This window comes from Pseudomonas sp. C27(2019), from assembly GCF_008807395.1.
Taxonomy (GTDB): domain Bacteria; phylum Pseudomonadota; class Gammaproteobacteria; order Pseudomonadales; family Pseudomonadaceae; genus Denitrificimonas.
In genome coordinates this window covers 1,261,355-1,281,698 of record NZ_CP043320.1, presented here as the reverse complement: position 1 = coordinate 1,281,698, position 20,344 = coordinate 1,261,355, and the positions used below count along the sequence as shown (strand labels likewise).

The following is a 20,344-nucleotide window of genomic DNA, read 5'->3' as shown; positions in this document are numbered from 1 at the left end:
AGGCTGAGTTAGGTATTAGCTTAGCCTTGCTGTCTTCTTAGTGCTGTTCACATTGGGCTTGAACGGCCAGTCATTTCTCTAGCCATTTCTGTGGCATAGCTATCTGTCATGCCACCAATGAAATCTATGATGCGCATAAATGATGTATACAGTGGCCAGTCTGCCTGCGGCGCCCCATGCCCAAGCAAATCAAAAATACGCTGATTTTTAAACGATAATGTGCCCTGATCATGCAGCTCAAGAGCGGCACCACAAAATGCATTGAGTAAAACTTCCAGCGTGGTGTAAGCACCGATTTCATGCAGCGTTTTACGCTTATCTTGGAAGATTTTTTCACGTGCCAACGCCTTAGCGCTGATTACACAGGTTTTTGCGGGGCCATGCATATGCTCAACTAAATCACCTTCTAGCCTTCCTGCCATCAAAGCAGGCAGCTGCTCGACAAAGGCTTGAGCCGCTGCATTGGTGAGGTGCTCGATCGCTTTGCCGCGTAGAATCGCCAGTTTGCGCCGCCGAGAGTCATTCGGACCAAGCAGACGGTAGGTTTCTGGTAAATCATCGCCAACTAAGTTAAGCAACAGCGTCTCGACTTCAGCATAGTCGAGCAAATCCATTTCAATGCCGTCTTCTAGGTCAATCAAGCCATAACAAATATCATCTGCTGCTTCGACTAAATAGACTAGCGGATGCCGTGCCCAATGCTCATCACCCAGTTTTGGAATACCCAGTTTGTTTGCGATTTTTTCTAACAGCGGTAATTCATTTTGATAGCTGCCAAATTTATTTTTTTTATAGCCCTGCGCACTGGCATGCTTGGAGCTCCATGGGTATTTGGTAAATGCACCGAGAGTTGCATAGGTTAAACGCATACCACCATCAAACTGATGGTATTCGAGTTGCGTCAGCACACGAAAACCTTGAGCATTACCTTCAAAGTTCAGAAAGTCCGCACGCTGCGCTGCACTCATACTTTCGAGCCAACCATTCTTTGCAGCTTGGGCAAACCAATGCCTGATCGCATCTTCACCTGAATGGCCGAAAGGCGGGTTACCGATGTCGTGCGCAAGGCAGGCAGACTGCACAATCATGCCTAAATCACTGGGTTCACACCAGTCAGGCAGAGTAGGGCGTATCATTTCAGCCACACGCATTGCCAGCGAGCGCCCGACACAACTGACTTCGAGCGAGTGGGTTAAGCGGGTATGGATATGATCATTACTGGAAACAGGATGGACTTGTGTTTTGCGACCCAAGCGACGAAATGCGCCTGAAAAAATAATACGGTCATGGTCTTTATGAAAAGGGCTGCGCCCGACCTCTTCGGAGCTGGCAGAGGCTTTACCTAAACGCTCACGATTTAATAATTGATGCCAATCCACTGTGCACCCTCAACATACGCATTCAAGATATGCACGACTAAGGCGTCGTGCGTTTTTTTCGACTATCAGCTGGCACAGCAGCACTGTCAGCGCTCCCAGATGGCGCGACAAACAAAGGCAGTAGGCTGGATGCCATACGCATAACAGAGAGCAGATTACTTGCTGAGCTGCGTTTACGAGCTATAAAAAAGCTAGCCACGGTCACGCCTGCTACCAGTAACAGAGGGTTTGATCCTTGCAATAAACGTTTTTGATAGGTGCGTATTTTGTGCACGGGCTCGACTAAAACCATAGCTTCATGGCGCACTTTTTGTCGATTTAACTCCAGACGCATCTGAATAAGTTGCTTGCGCAATGCAACTGGATCATCTTTATTTGGCTGTACTGTCATGGCAAAAACTGCTCTTTAGTTCTTTTAAGTTCTTGCAGAGTCGCACTAAAGGGTGCTTGTGCATTACGTTGGGCCGATTTAACACGCCAGATGCATAGCAATCCGAGCCCTGCATAAAAAGCCGACATAACCAGCAATAGCAAGTGCTGATACGCATGCCAAAACAAGACAATCAGCAAACCATTGAGCAGTAAAAACAGCATAAAACCACAGGCAGCACTGAGGCCAAGCCAGATCAGCTGCTGGCTGCTATGATTTTTTTGTTCTTGCAGTTCAAGAGCAAACAGCTCGGCATGATCGCTGAGTAAATCCAAAGACGCAGCGCCTAAGCGCCGCGTTGTATCTGTAAAATTGTGTTCCGACATGGTTAACGCCTAGACACCAGAAGGCCTAATAAAAAGCCAACACCAGCGCCAATCGCTAAAGACTGCAGTGGGTGCTCGCGAACATATTCTTCACTGTCGTGCAATACTTCTTTACCACGCTCGCGTATAGCCTGTTCGGTTGAACCGAGGGCTTGACGCGCCCGTTGAAGACTTGAGTGGATTTGCCCGCGCAGCTCTTCAGCCTTTTCGCCAGTCAGCTCGGCAGAATGCTGCAACAACTGTTCAGTATCAGAGACTAAGGCTTTAAATTCAGATATTAACTGTTGACTGTCTGCGGATGTGTTTTTTTTAGCCATGATTCATGTACTCCAAAAAGAAACTCAAGATATGTCTTACAGTAGAGTCAATGTAACTGCAATCAGTTCAGCTTTAAAGAAACTCTTTTATATCTTTATAAAAACAAACCCGCCTTGTGAGCGGGTTTGTCTAACACAGTATACGCAGCTTTAAATTATAGCAGCGGAATTGTGTAGCTTACGATCAGACGGTTTTCGTCCACTTTACCGACGCTGATATCAGAGCGAACGGTTGAGTTGCGCCATTTAACACCAAGGTTTTTCAGTGGGCCTTCTTGGAAGACATAGCCGATATCAGTATCGCGCTCCCACTCGTTACCACGAGACTTCTTAACACCTGCAGCAGTATAACCCATATCAATGTTGCTACCTTTAACATAGCGGGTCATCAAGTTAAGGAGCCTCTGAATAACTCCCCACTTTTTGCGATAATAGCCGCATCGACCTTTTTTTAGCCCAGTGAGCCGAATCATGAGCCAACTGACCTTTGCCGAAGCAGAGTACCAGAACAAAAAGCGTAAGACGCGTCGTGAGATTTTCTTGGAAAAAATGGATGCCATTATTCCTTGGAAGCGCTTGGAGAATCGCGCCGCTAAGCATTACCCAAAAGGTGAAATGGGGCGTCCCCCTTATCCGCTCAGTGTGATGCTGCGTGTGCATTGCTTGCAGTTGTTCTACAACCTTAGCGATCCTGCTCTGGAAGATTCGCTGTATGAAATTGAATCAATACGCCGCTTTGCAGGATTGCGTTTGTCAGACAATATTCCTGATGAAACAACGATTTTAAACTTCCGTCACTTCCTTGAAAAGCATGGGCTGGGCAAGCTATTTCTGAAGGAAATTAACAAGCACTTGCAGCATCAAGGCTTGCTGTTTCGCGAAGGCACCATTGTGGATGCCAGCATTATTTCCGCACCGAGCTCAACGAAAAATCAAAGCCGCAAGCGCGACCCAGAAATGCATTCCAGCAAGAAAGGCAACCAATGGCACTTTGGCATGAAGATGCATATCGGCGTGGATGATGTCACAGGTATGATTCATAGCGTGGAAAGTACGGCTGCCAATGTGCACGACGTAACCATGACTGCAAGCCTTCTACATGGCGAAGAAAAGCGTGTATTTGGTGATGCTGGATACCTAGGTGTTGAAAAACGCAGGGAAAACAAAGAGCGCAAAAATCTTGCCTGGCTGATCAGTGCTCGAATCAGTAAGCGTAAAACCATGACCGAAAATGAGCAGGAAATTGAAAAAATGAAAGCCAAGCTACGCGCTAAAGTTGAGCATCCGTTTCGCTACATCAAGTGCGTATTTGGCTATAACAAAGTCCGTTACAAAGGGCTTGATAAAAACCATAACCGTTTATGCCTGCTAGCAGGACTAACGAACCTCATGATCAGCAGAAAATACTTGCTGGCTTAGGGTTAGTGCGCCCTTAATCCGCCAAAACGGCGAATTAAGGGCTAAAAGAGGTGGTTTTACCTCGAAAACGGCCTTTTTTAGCTGTTTTTTTGAGTTTTCGAGTCATTTTCTGAAAAGCTCAATAATAAGCTGAGATTTTCAGAGGCTCCTTAAGACCAGGAATACCTAGGCCAGCAAAGTTGTAGTCATAACGCACTTGCCATGATTTCTCATCTTGTGCAGCAAAGTCACGCACCTGTACATAGTTAGTCAGGAACGGATCTGTTTCACCAAGGTAGGCATAGCCGGTATCACCAGACATTTTCTGATAGCCTAAACCGAAGCTATTGTAACCCAGCGTGTAAGTCAGCATTCCAGAGATAGCTTTGTTATCAATGCCGCTTTTGCCGTCTTCTGATGTTTTTGCATAACGCAAATCAGTTTTCAGTGATTGGCCATCAGCGATGGGTAAAACATACACGCCATTGACAATATGCTGCTTATAGAAACCATCCAATTTGCCATAATGGTAACCTGTGCTTAAGCCTGTATCGCCCCACTTGTAGTTCAAGCTAGCAAAGTCAAATGCATTGCTGTCTTGTCTTTTGTTGGTTGCTTCATGCGCTTTGCTCTTAGCAGCATACTTTAAGCTTTTGCTGTATATGGGGTTAACTTTGAGCGCCTGATGATCTTGTGAAGCTCTGTTATTGACGCGATCTAAGCGCCCTAAATCAACAGACAAACCTTCAATTTCTTGAATATTTACCATGCCACCTCTGAATAACTGAGGCAGCAAACGTGAGTCACTAGAAGAAATTACTGGCAGCTTAGGCATTACCGTGCCAACTTTCAGTACGCTGTTTGAAGCGCGGAATTTTGCAGTTGCACCCATTTTGCTGTAATTGTCTTGTGCTTTATCAGTTTCTCTATCTTGTAATAAAAGAACTGTTCCAGAGGTACCACGCCCTGAGTCAAGCTTTAAACCTAGCGCACCAATGAGGTCAATACCGAAGCCGACGGTACCTTCAGTAAAACCTGATTCGTACTTAAGCAAAAAGCCTTGTGCCCACTCTTCGCTTTTACTGCGAGTCTCTCCACCACTTCCTTTAATAGTGGGATTGCTTACGTTAGGCGTAGTGTTGGAATTACGAAAATCGCGATTCATGTAAAAGTTGCGCAGCTCTAAGCTGGCTTTGCTGTCTTCGATAAAAGCAGCTTGAGCTGCTATTGGGAGGCTCATAGCAACGGCTAACGTGCCGAGACTGATTGAACGTGCTAACGGGCTAAATTTCATTGTTGTGGTTCTCCGAGATGCGGACGAGGTCGGTCAAATAACTAGACTAGTAGTGTGACAGACGAACTACATCACGCCTATCGATACAAGGTCATTTAGACATTGGTCGATAAAGACTGCAAATGTGAAGTGAGTGGTTTTTAGCTTCAGCATTGCTGCGCGTCACCATTTGTCGTATGAAACTGGCACACTAGTGCATATTTAATTCAGGACAGCATGTATGCCAGCCACCCAGACGCCTCAGCCAGGCTTTATTGTTGCGCACAGCAACCACTTGGAAGAACTGCGTGATTTAGTCGTGCAGTGGACAAAAATCGATCCTTTACAGCCTCTTGAAAATGAAAACATCTTGGTGCAAAGCAACGGTATTGCGCAGTGGTTAAAGCTGGCGTTAGCCAGTGATAGTGGCTGCGCAATTGCCGCAGGCTTAAAAGTTGGTTTGCCTGCACGTTTTATCTGGCAGATCTATCGTCACGTGTTGGGCACTGAGAGTGTTGCGCAAAGCTCACCCTTTGATAAAGCACCACTGACTTGGCGTTTAATGCGCGTGTTAGCACAGATCATTGACCAGCCCGCCTTTGCACCGTTGCAGCACTTTTTGGCTCATGACCCAGACCTACGCAAACGCTACCAACTGGCTGAGCGCTTGGCTGACTTGTTTGATCAATACCAAGTGTATCGCTCGGATTGGTTGAAAGACTGGGCGTTGGGCGACGATCAATTACGGCAAATGGATGGCCAGCCTTCAGTCAGCCTAGAGAAAACCCAGGCGCGCCAGCCAACCGTAGCCTGGCAAGCAGCGCTCTGGCGCGTGCTGATTGCTGATATTGGTGAAGAGGCCATCCATAGTAGCCGCGCAGCGGTGCATCCACGCTTTATTCAAGCGATGCAAAACTTGCAGCAGGCGCCAGCAGGCTTGCCGCGGCGCATTATTGTCTTTGGGATATCCTCACTGCCTGCGCAAATGGTTGAAGCTTTAGCAGCGATCAGCCGCTTTAGCCAAGTGATGCTCTGCGTGCACAATCCTTGTCAGTTTCATTGGGCGGATATTGTTGAAGATAAACAATTGCTACGCCATGAGTACCGTCGGCAAAGTCGCAAAGCAGGCTTCCCTGAGGCTTTATCGATTGAACAGTTACACCAATTTGCTCACCCTTTATTAGCCGCTTGGGGCAAACAGGGGCGCGACTATATTAGTCTGTTGGACCAATATGACCAGCTGGAAAGTTATCAGGCGCAGTTTAATAATCAAGGGCAACGCGTTGATATCTTTGAAGATGGCAAAACAGCAACACTGCTCGAACAGCTGCACAATGACATTTTACATTTACGACCCTTAGCTGACACCCAAGCCACATGGCCGACTGTGAACCCGCTGACTGATGACTCTTTGCGTTTTCATATTACGCACAGCGCACAACGAGAAGTGGAAGTTTTGCATGATCAATTGCTGGCCTGCTTTAACGCTGACCCTAGTTTAAAACCGCGCGATATAATTGTCATGGTGCCCGATATCGACAGCTATGCACCACACATTCAAGCGGTGTTTGCCCAACATGCACGTGATGATCTGCGCCAGATTCCCTTTACCGTGTCTGATCAAGCGGAGCAGAGCACAGAGCCCTTACTGATTGCTTTACATGAGTTACTGCGTTTACCTGAATCACGCTTGACCGTCACCGATATTATGAGTTTCTTAGATGTGCCAGCAATGCGTGCGCGCTTCGCCATCGATGAAGCACATTTACCCATTTTGCAAAACTGGCTCGCTGGGGCGGGGGTGCGCTGGGGACTAAATGCGACGCACCGTGAAAATTTTTCCTTGCCAGCCAACCTCACGCAGAACACTTGGGACTTTGGTCTGCAACGTATGCTGCTAGGCTATGCCATGGGTGACAGCGATGCCTATGCAGGTATTCAGCCGTATGACGAAGTCGGCGGCCTTGATGCCGCATTGATTGGTCCGCTGACCCATTTTCTTGATGCGCTGCAGGGCTTGCATGCGCAGCTGAGTGTCATCCAGCATGTCTCTGACTGGCGCAGTATCTTCCTCAATCTACTTGAGCAGTTCTTCTTGGTTGAGGAGGATGCAGAGTATTTATTAGTGCAACGCATGCGTGAAGGCTGTGAGTTGTGGGCCGAGCTGTGTGAGCACGCTCAGCTCGACGAGCCACTGAGCCTAGCTGTAGCCCGTGAAGCATGGCTTAGCAATATTGAGAGTGATCATCTGAGTCAGCGCTTTTTAGCCGGTTCCGTCAACTTTTGCACATTGATGCCGATGCGTGCCATTCCGTTTCGTATGGTCTGTTTGCTGGGGATGAATGATGGTGATTATCCGCGGGTACAGGCGCCATTAGACTTTGACTTAATGGCTAGCGACTACCGTCCCGGCGACCGCTCACGGCGTGAGGATGATCGCTACTTATTATTAGAGGCACTACTGTCAGCCCGTGAAAAACTGTATATCAGCTGGGTAGGGCGCAGCGTGCGGGATAATACTGAGCGTCCACCTTCAGTCTTAATTGCGCAGCTACGTGACCACCTACGCAGTGGCTGGCGTTTAGCTGAGGACACGTCGCTACTGGATGCGCTGACGACCGTACACCCCTTGCAACCGTTTAGTCAGCATTATTTTTCCAATCAAACCGACACAGCAGCTTTATTTACCTACGCATCGGAGTGGGCTGTTTTACATCAAACACTTGATCAGCACGGCACAGATGCTCTCGCTGACTTTGTTCCTGCCAGTAGCATTACCCCAGAGATGTTGCAGCGTTTTTTAGCAGACCCAGTGAAATATTTCTTTAGTGAACGCCTTAAAGTGTATTTGGATCAAGCTGAGCTTGAGCTATACGAAGATGAACCCTTTGCTTTGGATGGTTTACAGCGCTTTAGCCTGCAACGAGAGTTACTCAATGTAGGTCAGCATGCCGATGCACAGGCTGATTTTTCGGTGGTCTTGCAGCAGCACAGTGAAAAGTTACAGCGCAGTGGCGCGCTCCCCTTATGCGCCTTTGGTGAGCGCGCACGTGAAGAGTTGATTGAGCCGCTGCTCAGTCAATTAGAACGCTACCGCAGCCATTGCCAGCATTGGTCACAGCTAGAAGATAGCGCACGCATTATTGATTTACGCCACGGGCTGGTGCATTTAGAAGGTTGGCTGGCCGGCTTACGCCGCACAGAGCAAGACAATACAGAGGCTAGCGAGTATGCGCGGATTGAATTGTTACCCGGAAAAATACATGTTGGACGCGAGCGGCGTTGGCATCGTTTATTACGGCCATGGGTGCAGCATGTGTTGCTCAATGCTAGCGGTGCGCAAACTCAAACCCTGATTTTTGCCCAAGAAAGCAGTATAGCCTTTGCCAGTATTGCAACAGATAGTGCTACAAAAATTGCCCATGACTGGCTGGAGGCGTGGCAGCATGGTCTTAATGCGCCGTTACCGGTGGCGCTAAAAACCGCCATGAGCTTTTTAAAGGATCAGTCTGATGATAAGGCTAAAACTGTGTATGAAGGTGGCTTTAATGTCAGCGGTGAGGTGCAAAACAGCGCAGCGTTAGCGCGTCAGTTCCCGACCTTTGCTGACTTAGTGGCAGATGGTGATTTTAGCTTTTGGGCGCAACAATTGTACGGCTCGCTATTTAATGCTGAGATTATCAATCTAGATCGCCAAGGAGATGCGCAATGAGCCATTTTCAGACAACAGAACGGCCTTTGGCATTGCAGTTTCCCTTGTATGGTAGTCGCTTAATTGAGGCCAGTGCCGGGACAGGAAAAACCTACACCATTGCTGCGCTGTATATACGCTTAATTTTACAGCACGGCATTGACTCACAGGCCGCTTTTACGCGCGCTTTATTGCCGCCAGAAATTTTAGTGGTGACCTTTACCGATGCCGCAACGCAAGAGTTACGTGATCGAGTGCGGGCCAAACTCGTTGAAGCGGCACAGGTGTTTCGTCAAGAGCAGGGCGCACCAGACAATTTATTAAAGCAGTTACGCAGCGATTACCCACAAGAGCAGTGGGCAGCGTGCGCCCAGCGCCTAGATCAGGCCGCACAATGGATGGATGAAGCAGCGATTTCAACCATTCACTCTTGGTGTCAGCGCATGTTGCGCGAGCATGCCTTTGATAGTGGCAGTTTGTTTACCCAAACTCTAGAAACTGATCACAGCGATTTATTAGCCTTGGTGGTTAAAGATTATTGGCGTCAGCAGTGTTACCCCCTCCAAGATAGCAATGTGCTGTGGGCTTTAGAACATTGGCAGCAGCCTGATGTATTGCAGCGTAAAATCAGCCCCTTATTGAATGCACAAAAAACAGCGGCCAAGCCTGATGATCCGCAGCAAACACTGGCGCAATTATTAGATAAGGGTATTGCCAAGCAACAGCAAACACTGCGTGATTTAAAAGCCCCTTGGCAACAATGGACACAAGAGCTGCGCGATATGCTTGACGCTGCTGTAGAGGCCAAGGCAGTCAATGGTTCTAAGGTTCGACCATCTTATTATTTGCCATGGTTAGAGAAAATTAATAGCTGGGCAGCAGACGACAACCAAGTACAACTCGATATTGGCAAGGGTTTAACGCGTTTAACGCCTGATGGTTTACATGACGCGTGGAAAGACAGCAGCGCCGTACCTCAGCATCAGGCTTTAGATGCCATGCAGCAGCTACCAGATGCGCTGGATAACTTGAATCGCGCACTGGATGAGCAAGCACTATGGCACGCGGCAAGCTGGATTAAGCAGCGCTTTAATCTAGAAAAACAACAACGCGCGCAAATGGGTTTTGATGACATGCTTACGCGCCTTGATAGCGCCTTGCGAGGGCCAAGTGGCACGCGTCTGGCTGAGGTTATTCGTCAGCAGTTCCCAGTGGCCTTAATTGACGAATTCCAAGACACCGACCCACTGCAATACCGTATTTTTGACGCTGTGTATCAGATTGAAGCTAACAATAGCGCAACGGGATTATTTTTAATTGGCGATCCAAAGCAAGCGATTTACAGCTTTAGAGGCGCCGATATCCATACCTACCTTTATGCACGTAAAGCGACTGATGGGCGGCATTACAATCTTGAAACCAACTTTCGCTCTACCGAGTCAATGGTCAATGCGGTCAATCAGCTGTTTGAGTTATCTGAACAGCGCACAGACAGTCAGGGTGCCTTCCTGTTTAAAGAAAAATCGAGTAATGCCTTGCCGTTTCTGCCTGTTAACGCCAAGGGCCGTAACCAACAATGGTGGGTTGCTGGAGACAATCAGCCGGCGCTGAATATTTGGCTATTAGATTCGCAAGAACCTCTATCGCGAGCGCAGTACTTAGAGGACATGGCCGCAAGCAGTGCCTCTGAAATTGTGCGCTTGCTCAATCTGGCGCAGCAAGGTAAAGCCGGTTTTAAAGATGCCGATGACCAATTACAAGCATTGCAGCCTAATGATATTGCGGTCTTGGTGAGAGACATGCATGAAGCACAGGCGATTCGTAAACATTTAGCGCAGCGTCATGTGCGCAGCGTATATCTGTCCGATAAAGACTCCGTGTTTGAAAGCCAAGAAGCGCAGGATGTACTGACTTGGCTGCTGGCGTGTTTGCACCCAGACAACGAGCGGGCCTTAAAATCGGCCTTAGCTAGCAGCACCTTTGCTTTACCGCTGAGCGAATTGGAACATATTAACCAAGATGAGTTGCTTTGGGAGAAGCGGGTTTTACAATTTCAGGGCTATCTTAAAAGCTGGCATAAACAGGGCGTATTGCCAATGCTGCGCAAAATCATGCATGACTTTCAGCTGCCTCAGCGCTTGGTGCAGCGAGCAAATGGCGAGCGCGCCTTGACCAACTTGCTGCATTTAGCTGAATTGCTACAGCATGCCGCGCGTGAACTGGATGGCGAGTTTGCTTTATTACGTTACTTACAAACCGCTTGTATTGGCCAGGCTGGCAGCGCTCAAGAGCAAGTTCTGCGCTTAGAAAGCGATGAATCATTGGTACGGGTAATCACCATCCATAAATCGAAAGGCCTAGAGTATCCGCTCGTATTTTTGCCGTTTATTTGTGGGTTCCGTGCTCAAGAAGGCAAGCAGCCGTTTACTATTCAGGTGGATGGTAAGCGCCAGTTGATGCTGCATGCTGATCAGCAGAGCCTTGTCCAAGCCGAGAAAGAGCGCTTAGGGGAAGATTTACGCTTACTCTATGTTGCCTTAACTCGAGCACGTCATGCCTGCTGGTTAGGCATGGCCGACTTAAAAAAAGGCCGAGGCAAGACGTCAGTGCTGCACCATAGCGCTATTGGCTATTTGTTAAATAACGGACAAGCACTGGCCACCAGTCAAGGTTTAGAACAATGGCTAGAGCCTTTTAAGCAGCTCGACGGTCACTCTAATTTGATCAGTGCTGTAAGCGCCTTACCAGAACCTACCGATGACTTTTTACACAATAATTTAGCGGACTTTGAAGCCAAATGGCGCAAACCGCTACGGCGCACCCGCGAGCACTGGTGGATTGCTTCATACAGTGCATTGCGTCTTACCGCAGAAGCGCCAGTAAGTGACGCCAAATCCGCTGAACGTGTAGAGGACCTAGCACCGCAGACAGCGCTGGCACAAAACATCAGTGACGACGAGCAAGATGACCTTACTGCAGCTTCGCTGCCAAGCACTACAGCGTCACACATACCAGAAGGCATGCACAGTTTTCCACGTGGCGCGAAACCCGGTACGTTTTTGCACGGATTGTTGGAGTGGGCGGCTGAGCAAGGCTTTGCGGCAACACTGCAAGACCCCGAAGGCGCGCAGACCTATATTCAAGCACGCAGCGAAAGCTATGGTTTTGAGGCATATAGCGATCTGCTTTTGTCGTGGTTAAAGGATTACCTCACGTACCCTTTTATGATTGATGGGCAGCCGATGGTTTTATCTGAACTGCAGCATTACCAAGCAGAGATGGAGTTTTGGTTTGCTACCAGCAAAGCCGACACCCAGTTACTTGACCAGTCTGTGCGTGAGTTTGTGTTGGCAGATGCGCCACGCCCCTATTTAGTACCTGAGCGCTTAAACGGCATGTTTAAGGGCTTTATTGACTTAGTGCTAGAGCACCAAGGCCGCTATTATGTGGTGGATTACAAGTCGAACTGGCTGGGCGAACAGGATGCTGACTACAGTTTCGAAACGATGAACGAATCAGTGTTAGAGCACCGTTATGACCTGCAATACGCTTTATATATTTTGGCACTGCATCGATTGCTAAAACTACGCATCAGTGACTATGACTATGACACCCATATGGGCGGTGCTGTCTATATGTTTTTACGCGGCGCACGCAATGACAGCCAAGGCTTGCACTGCGCAAGACCAGATCGCCAGTTAATTGAACAAATGGATGCGTTATTTAAAGTCAAAACCCAGGAGGCGCAAGCATGATGCAGCAAGGACAACTCTTTGGTGACGATACGGTGCCCTTAGAGACACAAACTACTACTGAGCAAGTGGCTCTGAACCCGCAAGACTACCTGGCTGATCGGGACAGTGTTTTGCAATTATTAGATGGCTGGCTCGAGCTGGGCTGGCTGCGAGCGCTGGATCTTGCCTTGGTTAAGCTGCTTGCTAAGCTGGATCCAAATGCAGAACCGTTAGTGCTTTTAGCAATAGCATTGACCAGTCATCAACTTGGTCATGGCCATGTTTGCTTAGATCTACAGCAGTTATTACGCGACCCCGACTTAGCTTTAATATTACCACCGGAAGGGCAAACACTTGAACCGCAACAGATTTTACCTTCGCAACTGCTAGCGCATGTCAACTTGCCTAACTGGCTTGCCGCCATACAAGCAAGTGCATTAGTGCATAGAAAGCAGCAGGCAAGTGTTGCGCCTTTAGTTTTACTGGATGAACGCTTGTATTTATACCGTTATTGGCAATATGAAGAGAACGTGGCAAAGCAATTAGTGCAACGCATTGACACTATAATGCCGCTTGCTGATGACTTTTCTGAGCGACTAAGCGCTTTATTTAGTGAGCCGCTTGTGGTTGCTGGTCAGCGCCAAACGGATTGGCAAAAAGTAGCGTGTGCGATGGCAGCGCAAGGCCAGCTAACCCTGATTACCGGCGGCCCAGGCACAGGAAAAACCACTACGGTCGTGCGATTACTCGCGCTATTACAGCAATCTGCTTTACAGGCGGGGCAGGCCTTGCGCATTCAATTGGCCGCACCAACCGGTAAAGCGGCGGCACGCTTAACCGAATCGATAGGCCAGCAAGTTGAGTCATTACCGGTTGATATAGACGTTAAGAAGAATATTCCAACAGACGTCAGCACCTTGCATCGCTTGCTCGGCAGTCTACCTGGTACCCGACATTTCCGTCACAACAGCACTCAACCGCTAGTGCTTGATGTCTTAGTTATCGATGAAGCATCAATGATTGATTTGGAAATGATGCACAGCGTTCTACACGCTCTACCTAAACATGCACGCCTAATTTTACTGGGTGACAAGGACCAGCTGGCCTCGGTTGAGGCAGGCTCAGTATTGGGTGATTTATGTGCAGATGCAGAGTTAGCCTATTACACCCCACAAACCCAGCAGCGTCTTGAACAATTATGCAATGAGCAGCTGCATGCCGAACCTTGGTGTGTCGGCAATGCGACTCAGCACCGTTTAGCCCAACGCACCGTGATGCTGCGTCACTCGCGGCGCTTTGGCGCAGACTCGGGTATTGGGCAGCTGGCCCGCGCGGTCAATCAGGGTGATGAGCAGAAGGCTTGGCAGCTGCTGCAAACACCCGCACATGACATCAGTTATATGCGGGTGAAACACGATGCAACAGCGCCCTTGGATAGATTGCTTATAGATGGTGCGGCACAAACGAGCGAAATGTCTGCCAATATCGGTTACGGCCATTATTTACAGGTATTACGAGCACAGCGCCCATCACCAGAGCAGCCGCTAAATCAACCATGCTGGCAACAGTGGGCAACTGCTGTTTTGGATGCCTTTGATCAATTTCGTTTACTCTGTGCATTACGCAAAGGCGACTTTGGTGTTGACGGTTTAAACCAGCGCATCGCGCAAGCGCTGTTTAACAAGAATCTTATCAGTGATGTCGAAGGCTGGTATGAAGGCCGTCCCGTGCTGGTCACTAAAAATGACTACAGCCTCGGCTTAATGAATGGTGACATTGGTATTGCCTTGCGATTACCCACTGAGCATACCTGTGCACAGACTGGCGAGATAGAGCAGGTACTGCGCGTGGTATTTGCCCGTAATGATGGGCAAGACGGCATCCGCTACATACTGCCAAGTCGATTAACGACAGTTGAAACAGTTTTTGCAATGACCGTACATAAATCACAAGGCTCAGAGTTTGCGCATACTGCATTAATTTTACCGGATCGACTCAATCCTGTTTTAACTAAAGAGCTGCTTTACACAGGCATTACCCGTGCAAGAAATAAATTCACTTTAATTGAAAGCCATGCTGGAATTTTCACCACCGCAATGCAGCGTAGGATTGAGCGTACTAGCGGCTTAAATCAGGCAATAAGAGCAATGGGCTGCTAAGGTCTAAGCCTAAAAACCCCTTTAAAGCCATTGATTTAGGTCATCACCTTACAAAACAAGACAGCCTAGTATACATTTGACAATAATCAATAATATTTGATGTGTTTACTTATTAGAGCCGAAAAGGGACAGAGGTGAGAATGAATATATTTCATCGTATGACTCTAACTGCCGCATCGTTATGCTTAGCAATAACATCGGCTTATGCGTTAGATGGAGATGCTGAAGCAGGGGAGCAAGCAGCTGCAATGTGTGTGGCCTGCCACCAAAGCGATGGTTCAGGCATGAATATACCCGGTGGCGAATCATGGCCGAGCATCGCTGGTTTAAATGCTGAGTATTTGTACAAACAAAAGATAGATGTTGTTGATCAGTCGCGTAACAGCCCGACCATGATGCCGTTTCTTTCGATGCTTGATGACCAGCAGTACAAGGATGTAGCTGTGTACTACAGCCAGCTACCCGCCAAGCAAGGGGCATTTGATCCAGAAGCGACAGAGGAAGAACTGGCACACGGAAAAAAACTCGCAACTGAAGGTGATTGGGATCGCTATATCGTGCCCTGCAGTAGCTGCCATGGCCCAGACAATTTAGGGGCAGGTAAATCATTTCCAAGATTGGCAGGCCAGCATGCCGGCTATATTGCCGACCAACTCCACGCTTGGCAGTCAGGTAAGCGCAATAACGATCCGCAACATTTAATGCTCGCCATTGCTGAGCGCCTAAATGAGCAGGATATTCGTGCTGTATCTCAGTGGCTTTCACGCCAGCCTGCGAAGTGATAGGGAGAAGATCAATGATGCATTCAAAAAAATTCCTCTTAGGTCGTTTAACCGCCGCTATTGCAGCAAGCCTGTTGAGCCTTACTGTGCAAGCCGATGAGCCACGCTTTCCTGTAAATAATCCTGAAGTCAAAGAAGGGCAGTTTGTCCATGTGCCGCCAACTATGGCTGATTTGGAAGAAACAGATTTTCATCCTGAGCTAAAGCGAGTTATTCGTCGCGGTCATGACTTGTTTATGAACACGCAACAACTGCGTGGTAAAAACGTTTTTAACAGCATGAACTGCAGCAGTTGCCATATGGGTGAAGGGCGCCTGCCTTTTGCAGGTCCAGTTTGGCCAGCAGCGGTAGTACTGCCAAACTATCGGCCTAAAAATGACCATGTAAACAACTTAGAAGAACGTATTTCCGGCTGCTTTAGCTTCTCCATGAACGGTAAGCCACCTGAGTATGGCAGTGACGACATGGTAGCTTTAGCGGCCTATCATCAATGGCTTGCTAAAGGTGTTCCTATTTATCAGCCCGGTGGCAATATGTATGGTCGAGGCTATCCAAAGCTTGATGAGCCTGCACAAAAAATGGACTATGCGCGCGGCGCCAAGGTCTATGCTGATAATTGCAGTCTCTGTCATTCCGAAGATGGTGGTGGCCTAGTAGAGCGTGATCAGGTCGTTTTCCCCGCAGTTTGGGGCGACAGCTCTTATAACTGGGGGGCTGGCATTTCACGCCTTTTTACGCTGTCATCTTTTATTAAACACAATATGCCTTTAGGCCGCCCTAATAGCCTGAGCGATCAAGACGCGTGGGATGTCGCTTACTATATTAACAGCCAAGAACGACCGCAAGATCCGCGCTATACTGGTAATGTAAAAGAAACACGCAAGAAGTACTTAGAGTCTTTCCATACCCATACCAATTACGGTTTAGAAGTAGAAGGCCGCTTGCTAGGTGATCATGACAACGTTGGTGAGAAAGACTTTTTGAAACCTGATGTTTTGCGTCCGCGTACTTACACTGCGGACTAAGCACACCTAACATTTAAAAGGTGAGGCTTGCTATAAGCCACATTTGTATATTAATAAACAGGAGTCCTCAATGATTTTTTCACCATTAGCACGCGCTATTACTTTAGCAACTGCTGGCAGTATTTTTTTGGCTGCACCGTCACTGGCCACAGCTGATTTTATCAATGACAGCACCGCAACCTTAGGTTTACGTAACCTGTATATGAATCAGGATACGCGTAGCGGTGCAAGTACAGATGCTACAAAAACAAAAGAAGAGTGGTCACAAGCCATTATTCTAGATTACAAATCTGGCTTCACTGAAGGCACCATCGGTTTTGGTGTAGATATCTATGCTGCTGCAGGTATCAAGCTTGATTCTGGACCAAACCGCAGCCCTGACTCGTTCCCGCAGCGTAGCAATGGCAAGTCCGTTGATAACTTTGGCAAGCTCGGTGGCACGGCTAAAGCAAAGCTGTCTGAAACAGTCTTGCAAGTTGGCACCTTAAGACCTCGCTTGCCTTTAATCCAAGCCAACTTAGAAGGTCGCTTGTTACCGCAAATGTTCACCGGTGGCATGCTAACCTCCAATGAAATTAGCGGCTTAACTGCTCGTTTAGGCCATATTGATCGCGTTAACTACCGTAACTCGACCAATACTGAGCGCATGGAAATGAACGTCGTTGGCAAGCGTCTTTATGACAAGAAAGGCGCGAAAAATATTACTGGCAGCAACAGAGGCAATTACACAAGTAATTCTTTTGATCTAGCCAGCCTGGATTATAAGTGGAATGACTCGCTAACAACCGGCTATAACTTTGGCCGCTTACAAGACATGTATAAGCAGCACATCCTCACTGCTGTGCATATGTTGCCGCTAGGCGATCAGCGTTCATTAAAAACCGACCTGCGCGTTTCACGCTCGACCAGCGATGGTGATATTCGCGTTGATAACAAAGCCTTCTCCGGTATGGTGACCTACAACTTCGGCTTTAATAAGCTGGGCTTGGGTTATCAGAAAATGACTGGTGATACCGGCTACGCATACATCCAAGGCACAGACCCGTTCTTGGTTAACTTTTTAGCCAACCGTGAGTTTGGCGCTAAAGATGAAAAGTCTTGGCAAGTGCGCCATGACTATAACTTTGCCGGCTTAGGCATTCCTGGTCTAACCGTGTTTAACCGTTACGTTAAAGGTACTGGTGCAAACTTAGGTGGCGGTAAAGAGGGTCGTGAGTGGGAGCGTGACTTCGATATTTCTTACGCATTCCAAACAGGTGCATTGAAAAACTTTAATGTACGCTGGAGAAACTCAACTGTTCGTTCAAATATCTTCAAGGATTTGGATGACAACCGTGTGATCTTAGCCTATACCTTGCCTTTGCTATAATGCCCCGATAGCTGCAGTGGTTTAAATAGGCAACGTTGCGCGCAGATAACCCACTGCGTGCAACGTTTTTCTTTGTTGCTGATAAAGATTGATTGGCATGCTACTTGCTATTTAAAGACTATTACTGTATATTTATACGCCTATCCCGACTCAAACGACTATTTGATTGAGTGGCGTGGTACAGAGAAAGACATCACCGGTACGCCTCAGAGCAACTGCTCGCGCATAATCCAAAATGCTATACCAACGTTTTCGCAATGAAACTTGGTTCACTACTGAAGTAACATTTCAGTATTGCTTTATTTCTGCAAACCACCTGCTTTTATGATTAGCAATTGTATTGCTATGTCTCGTCTTCGGGAGACTTTACAGCTTTTGCTGAATAAACATTATAAAAAAGGGTAATGATATGGATAATCTAAAAGTATTCAAAAAAATGGGGCGCTACGTTACAGCGCAAATCAATGCACTCAGCCAAACGATACAAGCGGCAGAGCAATCTAATCATGCAGCCATGGGTTTAGAGAATCGACTGGTTGTCGAAGCTTGGAACACTTTAGCTGATCATGACTGTAGCATCTCAGCGAGCGCCTAGAGTTAAATCGATTGCGCCCACATGCAGTGGGCGCAATTAAGATGTTAAACGACACTGATACTGCAGCCAGGTTACGCAATCATTCCCTCCGGCGTGTTAAATAGACAGTAAAACATCCTAAACAGCCTGCTATAGTTTATTAAAATGGCAATCAGCGTGGGGCGAGAGCTTAGTACTGTAAGCGCAGTCTCTGCGAATAACTATTTCAGGTGATGTATGGCTTTTGATTTGAGTAAGCGTTTAGTGATTGGACTGGCATCCAGCGCTTTATTTGATTTATCAGAATCAGATCATGTGTTTAAAACACAGGGTGAACAAAGCTATCGTGATTATCAGCGAGATAATCAAGATCTAGCGCTTGAGCGCGGTGTTGCTTTTCCGTTTATACGACGGCTTCTTTCCCTCAATCAACTCAGCCCAGATGATCCGCCGGTTGAAGTCATACTCTTGTCTCGCAATGATCCTGATACAGGGTTGCGCGTGATGAACTCTATTCAGCATTATCAGCTACCCATTACACGCGCCGTGTTTATGCAAGGGCAATCACCACACCCTTATATCCCTGCTTTTGATATTGAATTGTTTTTATCAGCCAATGCTGAGGATGTCAGAAGCGCAGTAACTGCTGGCTACCCAGCAGGGCAAATACTAAAAGGCATGATAGAAGATGACAGCAGCGATACACAGTTACGTATTGCTTTCGACTTTGACGGCGTCTTAGTCGATGACGAAGCAGAAACAGTTTATAAAGAGACCCAAAGTTTGGGTGATTTTCACCAGCATGAAACCTCCCGCCAAGATATTCCACATACGCCAGGCCCACTCAAAGCTTTCTTAGAACGTATTGCGCAAATCCAACAGCTTGAGCAAGATAAACGCCTAAATCAACCCAACTATGAGCCTATTCTACGTGTTTCTATCGTGACCGCACGCAATGCACCTGCGCATAAACGGGTGATAAACACCATGCGCCATTGGGGTATCACGGTTAATGAAGCTTTTTTTATGGGCGGCGTGGAGAAAGCTAAAGTATTGGATGTGATGCAGCCGCATATTTTCTTTGATGATCAAAAGCTGCACCTGAAGCCATCATCAGCGCGCTTACCTTCAGTGCATATTCCTTTCGGCATCGCCAATATTGAGCGCCCTGTAATAGACGGCCAAACACTCAGTGGCAATAAGCAAGACGAGCAGGGCGCATAGCGATTAGCCTTTTGCATCAGAAGAAAACACTTTATTAAAAGTATAAAGTGTATGATAACTCTAACTTAAAACTTTAAGCGGGGCTTATTATGTGGATTGACCGCCTTATCGATGCGTTGCGCTCACTCAGAACACTGTTTTTTATTTTAGGCCTAGCTGTTGGCTGGCTGCTATTTGCTGACCACCAAGACGCCGATATTTTGTATGTAACTGTGCACAACACCGACAGCGTGATGCTTGAGTCTGTTCGTTTTGAGTTCGGCTTTGGCTTAACCCAATCAAACATCTTAATAGTGCAAATCAAACCTGGCGAAAAACGCTTAGTGGCGCTTAATCACCCGCTTAATAAGGGCTATAACGTTGAAGCACACTTTGCTGGCGGCGAGGTTCGCAGTTTTTGTGCCAACCGCACTTATCCAGAGCGTCATCAACCTTTGCCGCTGCAACGTTAAGCACACAAGCTGTCAGTCGCTTGGTTCTTGAACCTAACGCTTTAAGCGCTAATTAGCAGACGCATCCGCACATTAACTTAAAACTTAAGTCATGCTATCACCCATTGCATCAAGTAATCAGAGTACTGGGCGAATCATTGGCGTGTCCTGTGCTAAAAGCACTTGCACTAGCCATTGCTACGCGTACTGGCATTTACTTCACGCATGTTGA

Annotated in this window: 15 protein-coding genes and 1 pseudogene; 10 read left to right on the top strand and 6 right to left on the bottom strand. The window is 47.6% G+C overall.

The window, feature by feature from the left end:
• Nucleotides 1–47: 47 nt before the first annotated feature.
• From FXF61_RS05850 to FXF61_RS15080, 5 genes and pseudogenes are all read right to left on the bottom strand, one after another.
• The gene (locus tag FXF61_RS05850) at nucleotides 48–1,379 is read right to left on the bottom strand and encodes a deoxyguanosinetriphosphate triphosphohydrolase (RefSeq protein ID WP_151184384.1); all 1,332 of its coding nucleotides are present in this window, start codon (nucleotides 1,377–1,379) and stop codon (nucleotides 48–50) included.
• A 37-nt stretch (nucleotides 1,380–1,416) separates the two neighbouring features.
• Complete coding sequence (locus tag FXF61_RS05845; protein WP_151184383.1) at nucleotides 1,417–1,770, bottom strand: hypothetical protein; 354 nt, start codon at nucleotides 1,768–1,770, stop codon at nucleotides 1,417–1,419.
• Nucleotides 1,767–2,135: a phage holin family protein gene (locus tag FXF61_RS05840; protein ID WP_151184382.1), complete on the bottom strand. Its 369-nt coding sequence runs from the start codon at nucleotides 2,133–2,135 to the stop codon at nucleotides 1,767–1,769. The genes FXF61_RS05845 and FXF61_RS05840 overlap by 4 nt, the downstream gene beginning before the upstream one ends.
• 2 nt (nucleotides 2,136–2,137) lie before the next feature.
• Entirely contained in the window at nucleotides 2,138–2,452 is a 315-nt protein-coding gene (locus FXF61_RS05835; protein ID WP_151184381.1) for a YqjD family protein, read from the bottom strand.
• Nucleotides 2,453–2,607: 155 nt separating this feature from the next.
• Nucleotides 2,608–2,850, bottom strand: a pseudogene (locus tag FXF61_RS15080) (OprD family outer membrane porin); the annotation flags it as partial.
• Between the two features lie 73 nt (nucleotides 2,851–2,923).
• Here FXF61_RS15080 and FXF61_RS05825 point away from each other — a divergent pair.
• The gene (locus FXF61_RS05825; RefSeq protein WP_151183349.1) at nucleotides 2,924–3,871 is read left to right on the top strand and encodes an IS5 family transposase; all 948 of its coding nucleotides are present in this window, start codon (nucleotides 2,924–2,926) and stop codon (nucleotides 3,869–3,871) included.
• Between the two features lie 118 nt (nucleotides 3,872–3,989).
• Here FXF61_RS05825 and FXF61_RS05820 read toward each other — a convergent pair whose 3' ends face one another.
• Nucleotides 3,990–5,144: an OprD family outer membrane porin gene (locus FXF61_RS05820; protein ID WP_151184379.1), complete on the bottom strand. Its 1,155-nt coding sequence runs from the start codon at nucleotides 5,142–5,144 to the stop codon at nucleotides 3,990–3,992.
• Between the two features lie 220 nt (nucleotides 5,145–5,364).
• Here FXF61_RS05820 and recC point away from each other — a divergent pair, with 220 nt between their 5' ends.
• The 9 genes from recC (at nucleotide 5,365) to FXF61_RS05775 (ending at nucleotide 20,133) form a co-directional block, all read left to right on the top strand.
• Nucleotides 5,365–8,835, top strand: a complete 3,471-nt coding sequence (gene recC / locus FXF61_RS05815; RefSeq protein WP_151184378.1) for an exodeoxyribonuclease V subunit gamma — start codon at nucleotides 5,365–5,367, stop codon at nucleotides 8,833–8,835.
• Nucleotides 8,832–12,569 carry an exodeoxyribonuclease V subunit beta gene (recB, locus tag FXF61_RS05810; protein ID WP_151184377.1) on the top strand — a complete coding sequence of 1,246 codons (3,738 nt, stop codon included), beginning with the start codon at nucleotides 8,832–8,834 and terminating at the stop codon, nucleotides 12,567–12,569. Before recC ends, recB begins: the two co-directional genes overlap by 4 nt.
• On the top strand, nucleotides 12,566–14,707 hold the full coding sequence (gene recD / locus FXF61_RS05805) for an exodeoxyribonuclease V subunit alpha (RefSeq protein WP_256663510.1): 2,142 nt from the start codon (nucleotides 12,566–12,568) through the stop codon (nucleotides 14,705–14,707). Before recB ends, recD begins: the two co-directional genes overlap by 4 nt.
• 140 nt (nucleotides 14,708–14,847) lie before the next feature.
• Nucleotides 14,848–15,489 carry a cytochrome c gene (locus tag FXF61_RS05800; protein ID WP_151184376.1) on the top strand — a complete coding sequence of 214 codons (642 nt, stop codon included), beginning with the start codon at nucleotides 14,848–14,850 and terminating at the stop codon, nucleotides 15,487–15,489.
• Between the two features lie 14 nt (nucleotides 15,490–15,503).
• A complete protein-coding gene (locus FXF61_RS05795; RefSeq protein ID WP_218571841.1) occupies nucleotides 15,504–16,514 on the top strand; it encodes a c-type cytochrome in 1,011 nt (336 codons plus the stop codon).
• A gap of 70 nt (nucleotides 16,515–16,584) precedes the next feature.
• A complete protein-coding gene (locus FXF61_RS05790; RefSeq protein WP_151184375.1) occupies nucleotides 16,585–17,883 on the top strand; it encodes an OprD family porin in 1,299 nt (432 codons plus the stop codon).
• Nucleotides 17,884–18,292: 409 nt separating this feature from the next.
• The gene (locus FXF61_RS05785; protein WP_151184374.1) at nucleotides 18,293–18,478 is read left to right on the top strand and encodes a hypothetical protein; all 186 of its coding nucleotides are present in this window, start codon (nucleotides 18,293–18,295) and stop codon (nucleotides 18,476–18,478) included.
• A gap of 216 nt (nucleotides 18,479–18,694) precedes the next feature.
• A complete protein-coding gene (locus tag FXF61_RS05780; protein WP_151184373.1) occupies nucleotides 18,695–19,681 on the top strand; it encodes a 5'-nucleotidase in 987 nt (328 codons plus the stop codon).
• 89 nt (nucleotides 19,682–19,770) lie between these two features.
• Complete coding sequence (locus FXF61_RS05775; protein ID WP_151184372.1) at nucleotides 19,771–20,133, top strand: hypothetical protein; 363 nt, start codon at nucleotides 19,771–19,773, stop codon at nucleotides 20,131–20,133.
• The last annotated feature ends 211 nt before the right edge of the window (nucleotides 20,134–20,344 follow it).